General features: G+C 63.8%; 14 protein-coding genes. 10 read left to right on the top strand and 4 right to left on the bottom strand.

What is annotated here, in order from left to right; all coding sequences use genetic code 11:
• Positions 1-88: 88 nt before the first annotated feature.
• On the bottom strand, positions 89-1,990 hold the full coding sequence (dnaG, locus tag Q8S60_RS11695; RefSeq protein WP_305276450.1) for a DNA primase: 1,902 nt from the start codon (positions 1,988-1,990) through the stop codon (positions 89-91).
• A gap of 75 nt (positions 1,991-2,065) precedes the next feature.
• Positions 2,066-2,530, bottom strand: a complete 465-nt coding sequence (locus Q8S60_RS11690) for a GatB/YqeY domain-containing protein (RefSeq protein WP_305276449.1) — start codon at positions 2,528-2,530, stop codon at positions 2,066-2,068.
• A gap of 359 nt (positions 2,531-2,889) precedes the next feature.
• Between Q8S60_RS11690 and carA the strand changes: the two genes are divergently transcribed.
• From carA to greA, 4 genes are all read left to right on the top strand, one after another.
• Complete coding sequence (gene carA / locus Q8S60_RS11685) at positions 2,890-4,098, top strand: glutamine-hydrolyzing carbamoyl-phosphate synthase small subunit (RefSeq protein WP_371134388.1); 1,209 nt, start codon at positions 2,890-2,892, stop codon at positions 4,096-4,098.
• Positions 4,098-4,691 carry a hypothetical protein gene (locus Q8S60_RS11680; RefSeq protein WP_305276448.1) on the top strand — a complete coding sequence of 198 codons (594 nt, stop codon included), beginning with the start codon at positions 4,098-4,100 and terminating at the stop codon, positions 4,689-4,691. Before carA ends, Q8S60_RS11680 begins: the two co-directional genes overlap by 1 nt.
• A 19-nt stretch (positions 4,692-4,710) precedes the next feature.
• The gene (carB, locus tag Q8S60_RS11675) at positions 4,711-7,950 is read left to right on the top strand and encodes a carbamoyl-phosphate synthase large subunit (RefSeq protein WP_305668573.1); all 3,240 of its coding nucleotides are present in this window, start codon (positions 4,711-4,713) and stop codon (positions 7,948-7,950) included.
• A gap of 197 nt (positions 7,951-8,147) precedes the next feature.
• Positions 8,148-8,621 carry a transcription elongation factor GreA gene (gene greA / locus Q8S60_RS11670; protein ID WP_305276446.1) on the top strand — a complete coding sequence of 158 codons (474 nt, stop codon included), beginning with the start codon at positions 8,148-8,150 and terminating at the stop codon, positions 8,619-8,621.
• A 6-nt stretch (positions 8,622-8,627) separates the two neighbouring features.
• Here greA and Q8S60_RS11665 read toward each other — a convergent pair whose 3' ends face one another.
• Entirely contained in the window at positions 8,628-9,113 is a 486-nt protein-coding gene (locus Q8S60_RS11665; protein ID WP_305276445.1) for an Lrp/AsnC family transcriptional regulator, read from the bottom strand.
• A gap of 118 nt (positions 9,114-9,231) precedes the next feature.
• Between Q8S60_RS11665 and Q8S60_RS11660 the strand changes: the two genes are divergently transcribed.
• The 3 genes from Q8S60_RS11660 to Q8S60_RS11650 all read left to right on the top strand — a co-directional run bounded on the left by Q8S60_RS11660 (position 9,232) and on the right by Q8S60_RS11650 (position 13,022).
• Positions 9,232-10,239: a mitochondrial fission ELM1 family protein gene (locus tag Q8S60_RS11660; protein ID WP_305276444.1), complete on the top strand. Its 1,008-nt coding sequence runs from the start codon at positions 9,232-9,234 to the stop codon at positions 10,237-10,239.
• A gap of 87 nt (positions 10,240-10,326) precedes the next feature.
• On the top strand, positions 10,327-11,022 hold the full coding sequence (locus Q8S60_RS11655; RefSeq protein ID WP_305276443.1) for a 2OG-Fe(II) oxygenase: 696 nt from the start codon (positions 10,327-10,329) through the stop codon (positions 11,020-11,022).
• 20 nt (positions 11,023-11,042) lie between these two features.
• On the top strand, positions 11,043-13,022 hold the full coding sequence (locus tag Q8S60_RS11650) for a hypothetical protein (protein ID WP_305276442.1): 1,980 nt from the start codon (positions 11,043-11,045) through the stop codon (positions 13,020-13,022).
• A 46-nt stretch (positions 13,023-13,068) separates the two neighbouring features.
• Here Q8S60_RS11650 and Q8S60_RS11645 read toward each other — a convergent pair whose 3' ends face one another.
• Positions 13,069-14,865: a hypothetical protein gene (locus tag Q8S60_RS11645; protein ID WP_305276441.1), complete on the bottom strand. Its 1,797-nt coding sequence runs from the start codon at positions 14,863-14,865 to the stop codon at positions 13,069-13,071.
• A 346-nt stretch (positions 14,866-15,211) separates the two neighbouring features.
• Here Q8S60_RS11645 and Q8S60_RS11640 point away from each other — a divergent pair, with 346 nt between their 5' ends.
• From Q8S60_RS11640 to Q8S60_RS11630, 3 genes are all read left to right on the top strand, one after another.
• Positions 15,212-15,817, top strand: coding sequence for a peroxiredoxin (locus Q8S60_RS11640; protein WP_305276440.1), 606 nt, complete (start codon positions 15,212-15,214; stop codon positions 15,815-15,817).
• Positions 15,818-15,909: 92 nt separating this feature from the next.
• Positions 15,910-16,914 (top strand): thioredoxin-disulfide reductase, encoded by a 1,005-nt coding sequence (gene trxB / locus Q8S60_RS11635; protein WP_305276439.1) that lies wholly within the window; start codon positions 15,910-15,912, stop codon positions 16,912-16,914.
• 125 nt (positions 16,915-17,039) lie between these two features.
• The coding region (locus Q8S60_RS11630) for a sulfotransferase domain-containing protein (protein ID WP_305668572.1) at positions 17,040-17,860 on the top strand (821 nt) is incomplete at its 3' end.

The following is a 17,860-nucleotide window of genomic DNA, read 5'->3' as shown; positions in this document are numbered from 1 at the left end:
CCGGCGGTCCCCTGAACGGTTGCCCGTTCCCGCGCCGAAGCTGTTCTGCCCTCAAATCCCGCTGGTTGACCGACCCCGATTATTCATCCTAACCCAACCCGTCCGCCAGTTCCGAGCGCTCGAGTTGCGCATGGATGGCTTGCAGGCGGGCGAAATTCTCTTCCGTCATCTCTTCCGCCAGAGCGCGCTCGGCGGCCTTCAATTCCGCCTCCAGCACGATCACCCGGCGGTGACGCGCAAGCGTGTGCAGGAAACCGGCCTCCGCTTCGTCCGGCGCCGCATCGGGCCAGGCAAAAGGATCGCTTTTGAAGGCCTGACCGGCCTCCAGACGCCGCGCGATTTCCGCCAAATCCCTGCTCAGCAAGTGGTTCCTCAGCGCTTCTCTTTCAAGAGGCGCATGGAGGGCGGCTATATCTATGATTTCATTGCGTAATCTGTCAAGCGCCGGGGTGCCGATCTCGACCCGCGAAACCTCCTCGGCGTAATTCTCCAAGAGTTCCGGGTGGTTAAGGAGGGTCAGCAGCAGCAAACCCTCCCGGCTGCGCTCGCCCCCACCGCCGCTCGCCAGCGCCGAACGGCGCAATTCGGGCGTGACGGGGGGAATGTAGTCCCGGTCCCGGTTGAAGGTGCCTTTCCTGAAGGGCCGGCCGGGCTGGCCGCGCGAGAAACGGTTCTGGCCGAACCCGCCCCGCTGCCCGCCCCGCGCGCTGCCGCCGAAGAACTGCTGGACCTTCGCCCGCAGATTGTCGCTGTAGTGCCCGCGCACTTTCGGATCCGCGATGGTGGCGACGGCGGCTTCCAGATCGGCTTCGAGCTTGGCGCGGCGCTCCGGCGTGTCCCATTGGCCGGCGGAAATTTCCTTTTCCCAGACCATCTCGGCGAGCGGCCGGGCCTTCGCCAGGATGTCGCGCACCGCCTGGCCGCCTTCCTCGCGCACGAGATCGTCCGGGTCTTTCCCCTCCGGCAGCAGCGCGAAGCGGAGCGAATGGCCGGGCTTCAGCAGCGGCAGCACGCGCTCGACCGCCCGGTAGGCGGCGCGGAGCCCCGCCTTGTCGCCGTCGAAACAGAGGATGGGCTCGGGCGCCATGCGCCAGAGGAGCGCGATCTGGTCCTCGGTGAGCGCGGTGCCGAGCGGCGCGACGGCATTGTCGATGCCGCCCTGCGAAAGCCCGATCACATCCATATAGCCTTCGACGGCGATCACCGTGCCTTCGTCATAGGCGGGCTTGCGGGCGCGGTTGAGATTGTAGAGGACGCGGCCCTTGTGGAAGAGCGGCGTGTCCGGCGAGTTGAGATATTTGGCCTTGGCATCCGAGGCGAGCGCGCGGCCGCCAAAGGCGATGACGCGGCCGCGGGCATCCGCGATCGGAAACATTACGCGGTTGCGGAAGCGGTCATGCGGTTCGCGGATGTCGGGGCCGGAGATGATGAGGCCCGCCTCCGCCATCTGCTCCATCGTTACATCGCGCGACTTGAGGTAGCGCATCAGCGCGGTGCGGTCGGCCCGCTCGTCGCCCGGCGCATAGCCGACGCCGAAATCGTCCAGCGTCTTCGCCTTCATGCCGCGCCGCTCGAGATAGGCGCGCGCTTCCGCGCCGGCGCCCTCCTGCAATTTCTGGCGGAAGAACTGCGCCGCCATTTCCATCACATCGATGAGGGTGGCGGCCTCCTTTTCGCGCTCGGCCACGAAGGGATCGCGTTCCGGCATTTCCATGCCGGCCTCGGCGGCGAGCCGCTCCACCGCCTCGATGAAGGAGAGGTTCTCGGTCTTTTCGAGGAACTTGATGACGTCGCCATGCTCACCCGACGAGAAGCAGTGGAAGAACTGCTTGTCGTCATTGACGGTGAAGCTCGGGCTCTTCTCGTTGGAGAAGGGCGAAAGGCCGATGAACTCCCTGCCCTGGCGCCGAAGCTTCACCTTTCGGCCGACGACATCCGAGACGCGGATGCGCCCCTTCAATTCGTCGAGGAAGCCTTTGGGAAAGGACATGGAATAAAATGCTCAAAGCTCGGGGATCGGGGGGCCATTGTGCCACCCGGCCCCGGCCTTAGCGAGTCGGACGGCTCAGGTCAGCTTCGCCTTCACGATGGCGCCGGCCTTGGCGAAGTCCATCTGGCCGGCATGGCGCTTTTTCAGTTCGCCCATCACGCGGCCCATGTCCTTGATGCCGGCGGCGCCGGTTTCGGCGATCACGGCGGCGACGGCGGCTTCCGTCTCGCTCTCGGAGAGCTGCTTCGGCAGGAAGCTCTCGATGATCTCGATTTCTTCCTTCTCCTGCTGGGCAAGCTCCATGCGGCCGGCGGATTCGTACATGCCGACCGATTCGCGGCGCTGCTTCACCATCTTGGAGAGGACTTCGAGGATTTCGGCATCGCTCACGCCCGCGTCGCGGCCGTCGGTGCGGCCCGCGATGTCGCGGTCCTTGAGGGCGGCCTGGATGAGGCGCAGCGTCGACATGCGGCGCTTGTCCTGGGCCTTGGTGGCGTCCGTGAGCCCTTGCTTGATGCTGTCCCGCAGGCTTTGGCTCATCGCTCAATCTCCAACGCGAATGGGAACGGCGGCCCGAAGCCGCACACCCCCGGAAAACGCGCCACACGCTAAACCAAAGGCCGCGCCCGCGCAATCCGCGACCGCATTGCCGCATAGAGTACAAAGCATTGAAATCATTGATTAATTTTGATGCGCGCCAAGCTTGACGGAAATCGGTCGATCCCTTAGTGTCCGCGAAATTCAACGGGAAACTGAGTCTGCAGCGCGGGATTTCTTGCCCCGCGCCAAGTCATGGCGGACGCTTCCTCCCCTGGAGTTGCCAGTATGAAGGTGTCGACGAAAGCCGCCACGGAACGGCGCGCGCCCAAGGGCCCGCAATGTTCCGGGGAGGAATCGGCATGAGTGCGCCTTCTTCCGACAAACCGATCAACGCGACGAGTAGCCCCATGACCGCGACCGAGACGCCGACCGCCCTCCTCGTTCTGAAGGACGGCACGGTGCTTCCGGGACGCGGCGTCGGCGCGGTGGGCGACGCGGTCGGCGAGGTCTGCTTCAACACGGCGATCACGGGCTATCAGGAAATCCTGACCGACCCCTCCTATGCCGGCCAGATCATCACCTTCACCTTCCCGCATATCGGCAATGTCGGCACCAATGACGAGGATATCGAGACCTCCAATCTCGCCTCGCTGTCCGGCGTGCGCGGCATGGTGATCCGGGCCGACATCACGAGCCCCTCCAACTACCGCTCGGCGAAACATCTCGACCAATGGCTGAAGACGCGCGGCATCATCGGCCTGTCCGGCCTCGACACGCGCGCGCTGACGCGGCGCATCCGCGAGAAGGGTTCGATCGACGGGCTGATCGCGCATGATCCCTCCGGCAAGTTCGACATTCCGGCCCTGATCGCGAAGGCGCGCGAATGGCCCGGCATGGTCGGCCTCGACCTCGTGAAGGACGTGACCTGCGGCCAGAGCTACACCTGGAACGAGGCGCGCTGGAAATGGGGCTGCGGCTACGAGCCGGGGCATGAGATGAAACACCGCGTCGTCGCCATCGACTACGGCATCAAACGCAACATCCTGCGCTGCCTGACGAGCACCGGCTGCGAGGTGACGGTGGTTCCGGCCGAGACCAAGGCCGAAGACATATTGGCGATGAACCCCGACGGCGTGTTCCTGTCGAACGGCCCGGGCGATCCGGCCGCGACCGGCGAATATGCGGTGCCGGAAATCAAAAAGCTCGTCGCGAGCGGCAAGCCCGTCTTCGGCATCTGCCTCGGCCACCAGATGCTGGCGCTGGCGCTCGGAGCCAAGACGGAAAAGATGCATCAGGGCCATCACGGCGCGAACCATCCCGTGAAGGACTACACCACCGGCAAGGTGGAGATCACCTCGATGAACCACGGCTTCGCCGTCTCGCGCGAGAGCTTGCCGGAGACGGTCGAGGAAACGCATGTGTCGCTCTTCGACGGCTCGAATTGCGGCATCCGCCTGAAGGACCGCCCCGTCTTCTCCGTCCAGTACCACCCGGAAGCCTCTCCCGGCCCGATGGACTCCCATTACCTCTTCGAGCGCTTCGTGAAGCTGATCGAGGAGGGGAAGTGATGGCAGAGGCACTTCAAGACACCATCAATCAGGTGAGGGGGGCGATTCTTTCCGCTTTCTACCGCCGCATCGTATTGGAAGATCGAACCAGCGCGCTTGCGGTTGGAACAATCCGCAAAACGCTGAATCTAGATGCTCCGCGGGCAATCATTGACGTGGCCATCGCTGACCTCGTTAGCAAAGAATTGCTCACCCAAATTGGAAATTCGCACGCTTCGGGCAGCATCTCTCCCACAATTGCCGGCTTAGTATTAGGAGAACGTCTGTCGACAGAAAAAGGTTTGCACCTCGACAGCGAAATTTTCGAAATCGGCGCCGATACGTGGCGGGACGAATCGAAAGCGACCACCCGATTGTCGTATTCATCCATCGACCAAATTAAAGGGCTACTTGGCGAATGCATCCAACTAATTGCAGTCGCGAACCTATCCCAACAAGACCGGGCGCAAGTTCAAGGTCTTCTGAAAATTTGCGACAATATCCTCGACCTTCCAACGCCGAAGCTCTCACTGCTTCGCGAAATCCTTTTGTGGATCAAAGAAATTCCGGAAATCGCTGAATCTGTCCAGAAGATTCTGGACTTCTTCAGATAGCTGAGACTGACAAGCACTCATGCCCAAACGTACAGACATCAAAAGCATCATGATCATCGGCGCGGGGCCGATCATTATCGGGCAGGCGTGCGAGTTCGACTACTCCGGCACGCAGGCCTGCAAGGCGCTGAAGGACGAGGGCTACCGGATCATCCTGGTGAACTCGAACCCCGCCACGATCATGACGGACCCGGAACTCGCGGACGCGACTTACATCGAGCCGATCACGCCGGAAATCGTCGCGAAGATCATCGAGAAGGAACGGCCGGACGCGCTGCTGCCGACAATGGGCGGGCAGACCGCGCTCAACACGGCGCTGGCGCTCGCCGACATGGGCGTGCTGGAAAAATTCGGCGTCGAGATGATCGGCGCGAAGCGCGAAGCGATCGAGATGGCCGAAGACCGCCAGCTCTTCCGCGACGCGATGGACCGCATCGGCCTCGAAAGCCCGCGCTCGCGCGTCGCCCACAATATGGAAGAAGCACTTGCGGCGCTTGAACTCGTCGGCCTGCCCGCGATCATCCGCCCCTCTTTCACCATGGGCGGCACGGGCGGCGGCATCGCCTATAACCGCCAGGAATTCGCCGACATCATCGAAAGCGGCCTCGACGCGAGCCCCGTCAACGAGGTGCTGGTCGAGGAAAGCGTGCTCGGCTGGAAGGAATACGAGATGGAAGTCGTCCGCGACAAGGCGGACAACTGCATCATCATCTGCTCCATCGAGAATATCGACCCGATGGGCGTCCACACCGGCGACAGCATCACCGTCGCACCCGCGCTGACGCTCACCGACAAGGAATACCAGGTGATGCGGAACGCCAGCATCGCCGTGCTGCGCGAGATCGGCGTCGAGACCGGCGGCTCCAACGTGCAGTTCGCCGTCAACCCGAAGGACGGCCGCCTCGTCGTCATCGAAATGAACCCGCGCGTCTCGCGCTCCTCCGCGCTCGCCTCCAAGGCGACGGGCTTTCCGATCGCGAAGGTCGCCGCAAGGCTTGCCGTCGGCTACACGCTGGACGAACTCAGGAACGACATCACCAAGGTCACGCCCGCGAGCTTCGAGCCGACCATCGATTATGTCGTCACGAAAATCCCCCGCTTCGCCTTCGAGAAATTCGCGGGCGCCGAAAAGCTGCTCGGCACGGCGATGAAATCCGTCGGCGAGGCCATGGCCATCGGCCGCACTTTCCAGGAGAGCCTGCAGAAGGCGCTGCGCTCGATGGAGACGGGCCTCACCGGCCTCAACGAAGTGACCGTGCCCGGCATGGGCGAAGGCGACGACAAGAACGCCATTCGCGCCGCGCTCGGCCGCCCGACGCCGGACCGCCTGCTCGTGATCGCGCAGGCGCTGCGCGAGGGCATGAGCCACGACCAGATACAGGCCTCCTGCTCCTACGATCCCTGGTTCATCGAACAGCTTCAGGGTCTCGTCGACGCGGAAGCGGAAGTGCGTGGCAAAGGCCTGCCGCAGACGAAAGCGGAAATGCGCCGGCTGAAGGCGATGGGCTTTTCCGATGCGCGGCTGGCGGAACTCGCGGGCTCCGAAGAGGAAGCCGTGCGCAAGGCACGGCGCGAGATGGGCGTGCGCCCGGTCTACAAGCGCATCGACACCTGCGCGGCCGAGTTCGAAAGCCTGACGCCCTACATGTATTCGACCTACGAGACCGATTTCGACGGCAAGGCCGATTGCGAGGCAGACCCGTCGGACCGCAAGAAGGCGATCATCCTCGGCGGCGGACCGAACCGCATCGGCCAGGGCATCGAATTCGACTATTGCTGCTGCCACGCCGCTTTCGCGCTCGACGAAATCGGCATCGAAAGCATCATGGTGAACTGCAACCCGGAAACCGTGTCGACCGACTACGACACGTCCGACCGGCTCTATTTCGAACCGCTGACCGCCGAAGACGTGCTGGAACTGATCGACCTCGAAATGTCGAAGGGAACGCTTCTCGGCGTCATCGTGCAGTTCGGCGGCCAGACGCCGCTGAAACTCGCGAACGACCTCGAACGCGCGAAAGTGCCGATCCTCGGCACCTCGCCCGACGCCATCGACCTCGCCGAAGACCGCGACCGCTTCTCCGTGCTGCTCGGAAAGCTCGGCCTCAAGCAGCCGCCGAACGGCATCGCGCGGTCCGCCGCCGAAGCGAAGGCGATTGCCGAACGCATCGGCTACCCTGTCGTCATCCGCCCCTCTTACGTGCTTGGCGGCCGCGGCATGGAGATCGTGCGCGACGCGGCGCATCTCGACCGCTACATCACCGAGGCGGTGATCGTGTCCGGCAAGAGCCCGGTGCTGATCGACTATTACCTGCGCGACGCCATCGAAGTGGACGTCGATGCGCTGTGCGACGGCAAGGACGTCGTCATCTGCGGCATCATGGAACATATCGAGGAAGCAGGCGTCCATTCCGGCGACAGCGCCTGTTCGCTGCCGCCTTACTCGCTGAAGGCGGAAACCATTGCCGAGATCGAACGCCAGACGCGCGACATGGCGCTGGCGCTGAATGTCGGCGGGCTGATGAACGTGCAATACGCGATCCAGGACGGCACGATCTATGTGCTCGAAGTGAACCCGCGCGCCTCCCGCACCGTGCCCTTCGTCGCAAAGGTGATCGGCGAGCCGGTGGCGAAGATTGCGGCCAAGGTCATGGCGGGCGAAAGCCTCGCAAGCTTCGACCTGAAGCCGAACGCGCATGGCCGCGTCGCGGTGAAGGAAGCGGTCTTCCCCTTCGCGCGCTTCCCCGGCGTCGACACCATTCTCGGGCCGGAAATGCGCTCGACCGGCGAAGTGATGGGCCTCGACAGGAGCTTCGCCGTCGCCTTCGCGAAGAGCCAGCTTGGCGGCGGCACCAAGGTGCCGGTGACGGGCACGGTCTTCGTGTCGGTGAAGGACAGCGACAAGGCGAAGATCGTGGCGCCCGCGAAAAAGCTCCTCGACATGGGCTTTACGCTGATCGCGACGGGCGGTACGCGGCGCTACCTCGCCGAACAGGGCATCGAGGTCGGCACCATCAACAAGGTGCTGGAAGGCCGGCCCCATATCGTGGATGCGATCAAGAACGGCGAGGTCGCCCTCGTCTTCAACACCACGGAAGGCGCGCAGGCGCTCTCCGATTCGATGTCGCTGCGCCGCTCGGCGCTGATGATGAAGGTGCCTTACTATACGACCGTGGCGGGCGCCCGCGCGGCCGTGGAAGGCATCGACGCCATCCGCAAGGGCCAACTGGAAGTCGCCTCTCTCCAGTCCTATATTTAGAGACAGGCGGGCCCGGGTTCGGGCGGGCAACGCAAATCGCATTTGACCTGCCCCGTCGCGCTCCCCACAATCGGATGGTTGTCCCGCCTTCGGGGCTCCGAAAGGAGCCCGGCGGGATTTTCACAAAAGATACGAGACTGAAAGCCCGGCGGGAGCCGCCAAGGGCACGGTAAACCCAAGAGAGATCGTCGAGAGAAATGGAAAAGGTTCCAATGACTTCCGAGGGCTACAGGTCCCTGGAAGAGGAGATCAGGTTTCTGAAGTCCGTGGAGCGGCCGCGTATCATCAAGGCGATCGCGGAAGCCCGCGCGCATGGCGATCTCAGCGAAAACGCGGAATATCACGCGGCGAAGGAACAGCAGGGCCTGAACGAAAGCCGTGTGGCCGAGCTTGAGGACAAGATGTCCCGCGCCGACGTCATCGACGTGACGAAACTCTCCGGCGACACCGTCATGTTCGGCGTGACCGTCACGCTGGTCGACGAGGACAATGACGAGGAATCAACCTACCAGATCGTCGGCGAGCTTGAAGCCGATGTGAAGAAGGGCCGTATCTCCATCACCTCGCCGCTGGCGCGTGCCCTGATCGGCAAATCGGTCGGCGACAGCGTCGAAGTCGTGACGCCCGGCGGCGGCAAGAGCTATGAAATCCTGAAGATCAGCTTCGGCTAGGCGTCTCTACTCTTCTTCCAGCGCTTCCAGCGGCACACCGGGCAGGTGCTTCGACTGCCGGATGGTGAGCGAGGTGCGCACGCTCGCGACATTGGACGCGGGCGTGAGCTTTTCGGTGAGGAAGCTCTGGAAGGTGGAAAGGTCGGGCGCGACGCATTTCAATATGAAGTCGATTTCGCCGTTGAGCATGTGGCATTCGCGGACCAGCGGCCATGTCGCGACTTCCGCCTCGAACGCCTTCAGATCGGCTTCCGCCTGGCTATGAAGCCCGACCATCGCGAAGACCGTCACCTCGAAGCCGAGCGCGCGGCCGTTGAGATCGGCATGATAGCCGCGGATCAACCCCGCATTTTCGAGCGCCCGAACGCGGCGCAGGCAAGGCGGCGCGGAAATGCCGACGCGCGAAGCGAGATCGACATTGGTGATGCGCCCATCGGCTTGCAGCTCGGAGAGGATCTGCAGGTCGATATGATCGAGCTTGGCCCGTTTCATGGCCCTGTCCCCCGGGGTTGCCGGAGAATAGTTCCGGCGTGACTTGTGAATGGCGGCGTTTTACTTACTCTGAATGCCGACCCGATTCAGCAATAAAATTACCCGATAGCGCACGATTATGACCGAAAACAGCCCCAAAGGCGACGCCGACAGCCGTTTCCGCCACGCCGCGGCATCCTTGAGCGTCTGGGTGCTGACCAATGGCATGGCCGGCTTCGAAACGCAGGGCCTCGGCATCGCCGAGGCGCTGGGCGCGGCCCCGGTGATGAAGCGCGTGACGCCCGGCAAGCCCTGGCGCTGGCTGGCGCCCTGGGGCCCCGCCGAGCCCAATGGCGAAATCGCCCCGCCCTGGCCCGACCTGCTGATCGCCTCCGGCCGCCAGTCCATTCCCTATGCGCGGATGATCCGCCGGAAGTCGGGCGGCAAAACCTTCACCGCGATCCTGCAGGACCCGCGCATCGCGCCATCGAATTTCGACTTCGTCTGGGCACCTGCGCATGACCGCCTCGAAGGCCCGAATGTGTTGTCGACCGTGGTCTCGCCCCACCGGCTGACGCGCGAGCGGCTTGCGGCGGAAGCGGCGAAATTCGCGCCCGGTGTCGCCCACCTGCCCCGCCCGCGCGTTGCCGTGCTGCTCGGCGGCACAAATTCCGTGTACCGCATGAGCGAGGAAGTGGCGGCGCGGATCGGCGCACAACTCGCCGGGCTCGCGGAACATTACGGCGCAGGGCTGATGGTGACGCCGTCGCGCCGCACGGGCGAAGCGCAGGCGCGCATCATCCGGGACGCCCTGAAGAACAAGCCCGCCGTCATGTGGGACGGCACCGGCGACAACCCCTATTTCGGCTTTCTCGGCCTCGCGGACGCCGTGGTCGTCACCTGCGACTCGGTCAACATGGCCGGTGAGGCGGCGTTTACCGGAAAGCCCGTATATGTGATCGAACTCGAGGGCGGCTCGGCGAAATTCCGCCGCTTTCTCGATGCGATCTACGCCACCGGGGCGGCGCGGCCCTTTGCCGGCCAGCTTGAAAGCTGGGAGTACGAGCCATTAAATGCTACCGATGAGATTGCGCGCGCCATCGCGGCGCGGCTTGAGAAGCACAAGGCACACGCCGAAAAGGGTTAATCCGGTGCGGCAATTGGCAGCCGCGACATTTGGATCGTTGCCAGAGGCCCCGCCGCTTCCGCAAGATCGCCAACAGAAAACGCCCGGATGCGAAACGGGCGCGACAACAAGGCAGACGGCATCATGAGCTTGCTCGACATCGACGCGCTGCGCGCGACACCGCTGAAGACCGATCCTTACGAATATCTCGTCGTTCCCGCCTTCGTGACCGGCAAGGCGCTCGACAGCGTGATCGCGGATTTTCCTCCCATGGATTCCACAGGGTCGATCCCGCCCAGCGAACTCGACATCTATGGCAGCTTCGAACAATTGCTCGCCGAGATGAACGGACCGGAATTCCGGGACGCGATCGAGGAGAAGTTCGGCATCGATCTGTCCGACCGCCCGACCATGTTCACAATCCGCGGCTTTTGCAGCCGCACCAACGGCAAGATCCACACCGACACGCCGTCGAAGATCATCACCGTGCTGCTCTATCTCAACCAGGATTGGGAAGCGGGCGGCGGCCGGCTCCGCATCCTGCGCTCGGGCACCGACCTCAACGACGCGGTCGAGGAAGTCTCGCCCAATGGCGGCACGCTCCTCATCTTCAAGCGCTCCGACAATTCATGGCACGGCCACGAGCCCTTCGAGGGCCAGCGCCGCGCCATCCAGATGAACTGGGTGCGCGACGAGGACGTGGTGAGCCACGAGCAGCGGCGCCATCGCTTCACGGCGGCGCTGAAACGCCTCAACCCGTTCGGTTCGCGTGCCACGCGCGAAGTCTCGCCTGAAACCTACTGAGAGACGCGCAAGGTAAAAGCATGACGCTGCAAATCGAGACGTTCAAGAATGCCGATCTTTCGCATGGCTGGCGGCCCGGCAACAATGCCGGCGGCGCGACGCTCTTCAAGGCGCTCGGCCACCCGCTGACCGCGCCGAAGGGCCATGCACTGATCGAAGACCTCGCAAAGGCCGGCCCGGTCGCGATCTACGATCCCTCCGGCACCATCGGCAATTTCCACGCCTATTACGACCTCTCGCGTCTCGACGTGGCCGGCTATTTCGTCCAGCGCGTCGAAGACCTCGGCGGCGCTTTCCTCGGCCACGACGCCGAGCCTGTGAACGCGATGAAGAACAGCCGCGCGAAAGCGGTGCTCGTGCTCGCCTTCGACGCGCAGAAGACGCTGCCCTCCATCGCTCACGTTTTCCCGGACGGCGCGCGCATCGCGACACTCGACGACATCCGCCTGCCCGACGACATGCTGACCAACAAGGCGAACTATCTCGACCCGCTGAACTTCGCGACCAACTTCGCACTGCTGCGCGAAAAGAAGGGCGCGAACGGCGCCGACGGCATCCACACGCGCGTCGCCAGCGCCAACTACTGGGGCCTGCACGGCGCGGACAGCCCGGAACTCTGGCTCTGCCTCTTCGGCGAAAAGGGCGAACAGCTCGCCGAATGGCGCGAGACGCTGCCCGTCGCGGGGGCGCCTTTCACCATCGACAGCGCTGAAGTGCGCGAACGCTTCGGCCTCGAGGACTTCACCGGCTCGCTTTTCATCCATGCGGTCCGCATCAAGGGCCACGACGTCGTCAAATACGCGCTCGACATGTATGGCGAGAACGGACTGGCGCTCTCCTGCAGCCACGACGCGAATGCCTGGCCGGCGGATTACTATGCCGGCATGCCGGCGGGCGACGCGGACGAGCGCGTGACGCTCTTCGTCCAGAATTCGCACCCGATGCCGATCCCGCCGCGCACGGTCGGCCTCAACATCATGGGGGCGCAGGACGTCTCATGGTACGAGGACGAAATCCCGCCCTTCGGCACGCGCGGCATTCCGGTGGAAAGCCTGCTGCCGCATGCGAAATGGCCGGACCAGATCGAAGTGGTGGCGGGGCGTTATTTCGTGCGCCCGCGCTACGAGGTGAAGCGCGACGGCGGCCAGCGCCGCATCGCCCATGCCAATGTCGAACGCACGGACCTGAAACCGAACCCCGAAATCGCCAGGCTCGAAAAGCACATGGGCAAGGGCTACATCATGCCCCTGCCGATCCTGCCGCGCGACAAGTTCGAAACCGTGATGCTGCCGACGCCGATGGCGCGCGACGAGCATGAAATGCCGCTTCGCGCGGAAATGATCGACGCGACGGGCAAGACCGTCGCCACGAAATATCTCGGCCGCATCCCACGCCGCGAAAGCGTCGAAGTCGATATCGAGGCATGGATGAAGGAGGAAGCGCTGAAGCTTCCCTCGGGCTACGGCCATGTCGAATTCCTCTACGATTTCCGCGAGGGCGGCGACGGCAACGGCTGGCTCCACGCGCTCGGCCGCTTCGAACAGAAATCGAGCGGCCACCGCGCCGAGACGATCTTCGGGGCGCATATCTACAACACCGCCGTCATCTACAAGGACGAACCGCAGAGCTACACCAACAAGCCGCCGGGGCTGACGACGCGGCTCTTCCTGCGCGTGGCGGGCCCCGCGCTCGAGAACGGCGCGCTCGACACGCTCTGCCACCTGATCTATCCAGCCTCGACGCCCTGGCACGAGAAAAGCTCGACCCTGCTCATCCTGCATGACGCGGAAGGCAAGCCGGTCGCGGAAACGAAAGTGGAAATCGCCTGCGGCGGCTCGCTCCACTGGCGCCTGTCGGAAATGTTCAGCCGCGAAGAACGCGAACGCATGGGCGGTGCAGGCTATGTCATCATTCGCGACACCACCTGCCGCCTCTTCGGCTTCCACGGCATGATCAACGGCGACAAGAGCTTCTGCCTCGATCACATGTTCGGGTTCTGAGAGATAAAAAAGCCACCGCAATCGCTATGCGGTGGCTTTTGTCTTTCTACAGCCGGTCGAGCGTGATCGCGCCCGGATCGAACGCGGCCTTGCGCAACAGTTCCGCCGTATAGCTCGCCGCCGCGTCGCCCGCCGCCTCCTGCGCTTTCATCAACCCGTAAAGCGACCATGCATTGTTGGGGTGACGGACCAGCGCGGCCCGGAACCGTGCGACCGCCGCATCCGCATCGCCCGCTTCGAGCAACACCGCGGCGAGCGTCTGCTCGACCGGATAGTACCAGTAAGGTGGCTCCGAATAGATGAGACCGTCCTGAAGGACGAGGGCCTGTTCGAGCTTCGCGCGTGCGGCGTCGAGCTTGCCCTCGCGCTGATCGATGCGGGCGCGCAGCACCGTTTCGGAGAGAAGCAGGATATCCCCCGCCGGCACATTCGTAGCGGCGAGCGGCGTCAGGGCCTCGTCGCCCCGAAGCGCGGCGATGGCGTCGGCCTCGGCCCGCGCCGCCGCGAGATCGCCCGCGCGCGCGGCCGCCACGCCCTGCACGTATCGCCATATTCCCTTGACGAAAGGAAGGCCGTCCGGCGGCTCGGGCATGTTGGCGATGTCGTCCGCCGTTCCGAATTCGAGATAGGCATAGTAAGGCGCCACCTTGACCGGCTGGACGATGGCGGCGGATGTCACGGCGTCGAAGGGAATGAGCCCGTCGAGTTTCCGTGCATAGTCGAGCGCCGTCTTCGCATCGCCCGCCATCTGCGCCGAGACCAGAACGAAATGGACGTTGTGCGGGTAATAGCCGTAGCGATAGATGGGCGACCCTTCCGTTTTCGCCAGATAGGCTTCGTCCACCGCGACCGCGCGCACATTCGTCTCGAGCGAGTCGAGATAGCGGCCGACGCGGAAATAGATGTGCCCCGGCATATGGACGAGATGGCCGGCACCGGGCATCAAATCGGCAAGACGGCCCGCGCCTTTCTCCGCACGCTCCGGCATCGCGGAGGCTTCCATCAGATGAATCTGGAGATGGATGGCACCCGCATGGTTCGGGTTCGCGGCGAGAACCCTCTCCACGGCCTTGATCGCGCCGGCAATATGCGGCCTCGGCGTCCGCTGATCCCGCTCCCAGTAATTCCACGGCGAAAGATCCATCTGTGCCTCGGCGTAAAGGACCGCGATGTCCTGATCGCCGGGATAGCGCGTGTGGATTTTCTCCATCGCCTCGGCATAACGCTTGTCGAGTTCCGCGCGCGCCATCTCTCCGTCCGCCACGTAGCGCAGCGCCAGCGCCTCGATCAGCGCCCGCTCTTTCGCGGATGCGTTGCCTGCAAGCGCCACAGCCTTGCCGATCGCGATGAGCGCCGGATCTTCCTCACCCGCATCCATCGGTGCATTGATGTTGGGCCCGCGCGCCTTCGCTTCGCCCCAGTAGCACATGGCGCAACCGGGATCGATCCGCTGCGCCTCCTGAAAGGCACGGATCGCTTCCCAGTGATTGAAGCCGTAGAGCAGCGCAAAGCCCTGGTCGAAATAGACCTGCGCCTCGTCGCTCGCTGTCGTGATCCGAACCGTGCGGTCGCCGAGGCCGGGCCAGAGCGGCAGCTTCTCGTCGGCGGCGTTCGTCGCGGCTTGCGCCGAGGCCGCCAATGCGAGCTGAAAAGAGGGTTTGAAGAAGGCCGCACGCTCCCTGCCGCCGCGCCCGCACTGGTTCTGCGCGACCAGCCGCGGATCGAGCAGTATTTCAAGTTCGGCTTGCGAGGGCTTCGCCTCCTGCGGCGGAACGCTCGCGAACAAGGCGGCGCCTGCAACGGCTGAAGCGCCGATGGCGAGCAGGAACGGCGATCTGGCCATGGTGATTCCCCTTTTTGTCCGGATGATGCGCGCCGGAACCTACTCAAGGCCGATCAAGCGTACAAAAGCAAACGGGAGGAAACGGCGGAACGGTCAAATGAAAAGGTGTCCCGGTCAAAGCCGGGGCAGCGGCGTGCGGCGGCAGGCCAAAAAGAGTCTTCACCCATCTGGCGGCCGCATCCGAATCTCCCCTGAATCCCGCAGGTTCCCGGAACCGCCACACCCCATTTTATTACCCAGATATTTTGTCGCAGTGCAGCAAATTTCCTTGAATATGCTTTAGAATGCGTCTAAATAGCTGGAAACACTCAAGACTAACCCATTCAGTTCAAAGGAGTTTCCGTAAATGGCCGTTCTCGTAGGCAAACAGGCCCCCGATTTCACCGCCGCCGCCGTCCTGCCGGATGGCGAGATCGTCGAGGACTTCAATCTCCGCTCATACCTCAACGGCTCTTACGGGCTGGTGTTCTTCTACCCGCTCGACTTCACCTTCGTCTGCCCCTCGGAAATCCTCGCTTACTCCAACCGCGTGCCGAAATTCGAGGCGATGAACGTGAAGGTGATCGCGGTCAGCGTCGACAGCCAGTTCACGCATGCCGCCTGGCGCAACACCGCCCCGAACGACGGCGGACTCGGCCCGGTCAAGTTCCCGATGGTGGCCGACATGACCAAGCAGATCGCGCGCGACTATGACGTGCTGATCGAAAAGGACGGCGTGGCACTGCGCGGCACCTTCCTGATCGACCGCGCGGGCGTCGTCCGCCACCAGCTCGTCAACGACCTGCCGCTCGGCCGCAATGCCGACGAGGCGCTGCGCATGGTCGACGCGCTGCAGTTCCACGAAGAGCACGGCGAAGTCTGCCCGGCTGGCTGGCAGAAGGGCCAGGAAGGCATGAAGGCGGACGCCGCCGGCGTCGCCAAATATCTGGGCGTGCACGCAGAGGCACTCTAAACCGCCTTTTGGCGGGCCCTCCCGGTCCCTATATAGTGGACCGGAGGGCCCGCCGCCCTACCCGCCCGAAGCGCAAGCCGAACGGAAGCATCATGTCGGAAAAGAAACACTCGAAAGTCCTCATCGTCGGCGGCGGCGCCGCCGGCTACACGGCTGCGATCTACGCCGCGCGCGCCATGCTGCAGCCGGTGCTCGTGCAGGGCATCCAGCCGGGCGGCCAGCTCACCATCACGACCGAAGTCGAAAACTATCCGGGCTTCGCCGAGGCCGTTCAGGGCCCCTGGCTGATGGAGCAGATGGAGGCGCAGGCGCGCCACATGGGCACCGAGATGGTGGCCGACACGATCGTCTCCGCCGACCTTTCGAAGCACCCCTTCGAACTCAAGGGCGACAGCGGCACGCTTTACACCGCCGACGCACTCATCATCGCGACGGGCGCGCAGGCGAAGTGGCTCGGCATTCCCTCTGAGGAAAAATTCCAGGGCTTCGGCGTCTCGGCCTGCGCCACCTGCGACGGCTTCTTCTATCGCGGCAAGGAAGTGCTGGTCGTCGGCGGCGGCAATTCCGCCGTCGAGGAAGCGCTCTTCCTCACCAATTTCGCCACCAAGGTGACGGTGATCCATCGCCGCGACACGTTCCGCGCCGAAAAGGTCATGCAGGAGCGCCTCTTCAATCATCCGAAGATCGAAGTGATCTGGGATTCGGCGATCGACGAAATCCTCGGCACCGAAAACCCGCCCGGCGTCACCGGCGCGCGCATCCGCAACGTGAAGACGGGCGAGACGCGCGAGTTGAAGGCCGACGGCGTCTTCATGGCGATCGGCCACTCGCCGGCGACCGAACTCTTCAAGGACCAGTTGAAGACCAAGACCGGCGGCTATCTCGTGACCGCGCCGGATTCGACCGCGACCAGCATCCCCGGCGTCTTCGCGGCGGGCGACGTGACGGACGACATCTACCGCCAGGCCGTCACGGCGGCGGGCATGGGCTGCATGGCCGCCCTCGAAACGGAACGCTGGCTCGCTGGCCAGGAGGCGGAGAAAGCCGGCAAGGGCCCCGGCCCCCTCGAGCGCTCGCGCGAGGCCGCGACGGCCTGACCGGCAAAGTAGCGCCGAAACACGCCGCCCGGAGCCCGCTCCGGGCGGTTTTTTTGTCCCTTCCACACGCCGGCGACGGCCGATAGTCTCTCCACGGACAAACGAATCGTAGCGGGGGGACAGGAATGGCGACGGATATTGCGTGGCCGCAAAAGACGCGCGAGCTGCACAGCAATCATTTCGAATCGACCGTGTGGAACGACTTCAGGTTTCGCGACGGCGATATCGTGATCTCGACCTATGGCAAGGCGGGCACCACATGGACGCAGCAGATTGTCGGTCAACTGATCTTCAACGGCGCCGAGGATGTGCCGGTGAACGAACTCTCGCACTGGCTCGACCTGCGCGTGCCGCCGGCAGAGGTGAAGCTTGAAGCGCTCGAAGCGCAGACCCACCGCCGTTTCGTGAAGACGCATTTGCCGGTCGACGCCCTCGTCTACTCGCCGAAGGCGAAATACATTTATATCGGCCGCGACGGACGCGACGTTCTCTGGTCCATGTACAACCACCACGCCAATGCAAACGACGCCTTCTACGAGGCGTTGAACGAAACGCCCGGCCTCGTCGGCGAAAAGATCGGCCGCGTCACCAGCGACGTCCGCACCTATTTCAACGACTGGGTCGCGCGCGACGGTTATCCCTTCTGGTCTTTCTGGGAGAATGTTTCGAGCTGGTGGGCCATCCGCCACCTCCCGAACATCCATTTCATGCATTTCGACGCGATGAAACACGACATGGAAGGCGAGATCCGCCGCCTCGCGGCGTTTCTGGACATCGAGGTTGACGAAGCGCGCTGGCCGGCGATCGTCGAACATTGCACCTTCGACTATATGAAGAAACACGCGGACAAGAGCGCACCGCTTGGCGGCCTGCTCTGGGAAGGCGGCGCCACGACCTTCATCAACAAGGGCACGAACGGGCGCTGGCGGGATGTGTTGAGCGCCGG

It is taken from the genome of Parvibaculum sp. (genome assembly GCF_030694575.1).
In the GTDB taxonomy this organism is placed as follows: domain Bacteria; phylum Pseudomonadota; class Alphaproteobacteria; order Parvibaculales; family Parvibaculaceae; genus Parvibaculum.
This window is presented reverse-complemented; position numbering and strand designations above follow the sequence as displayed.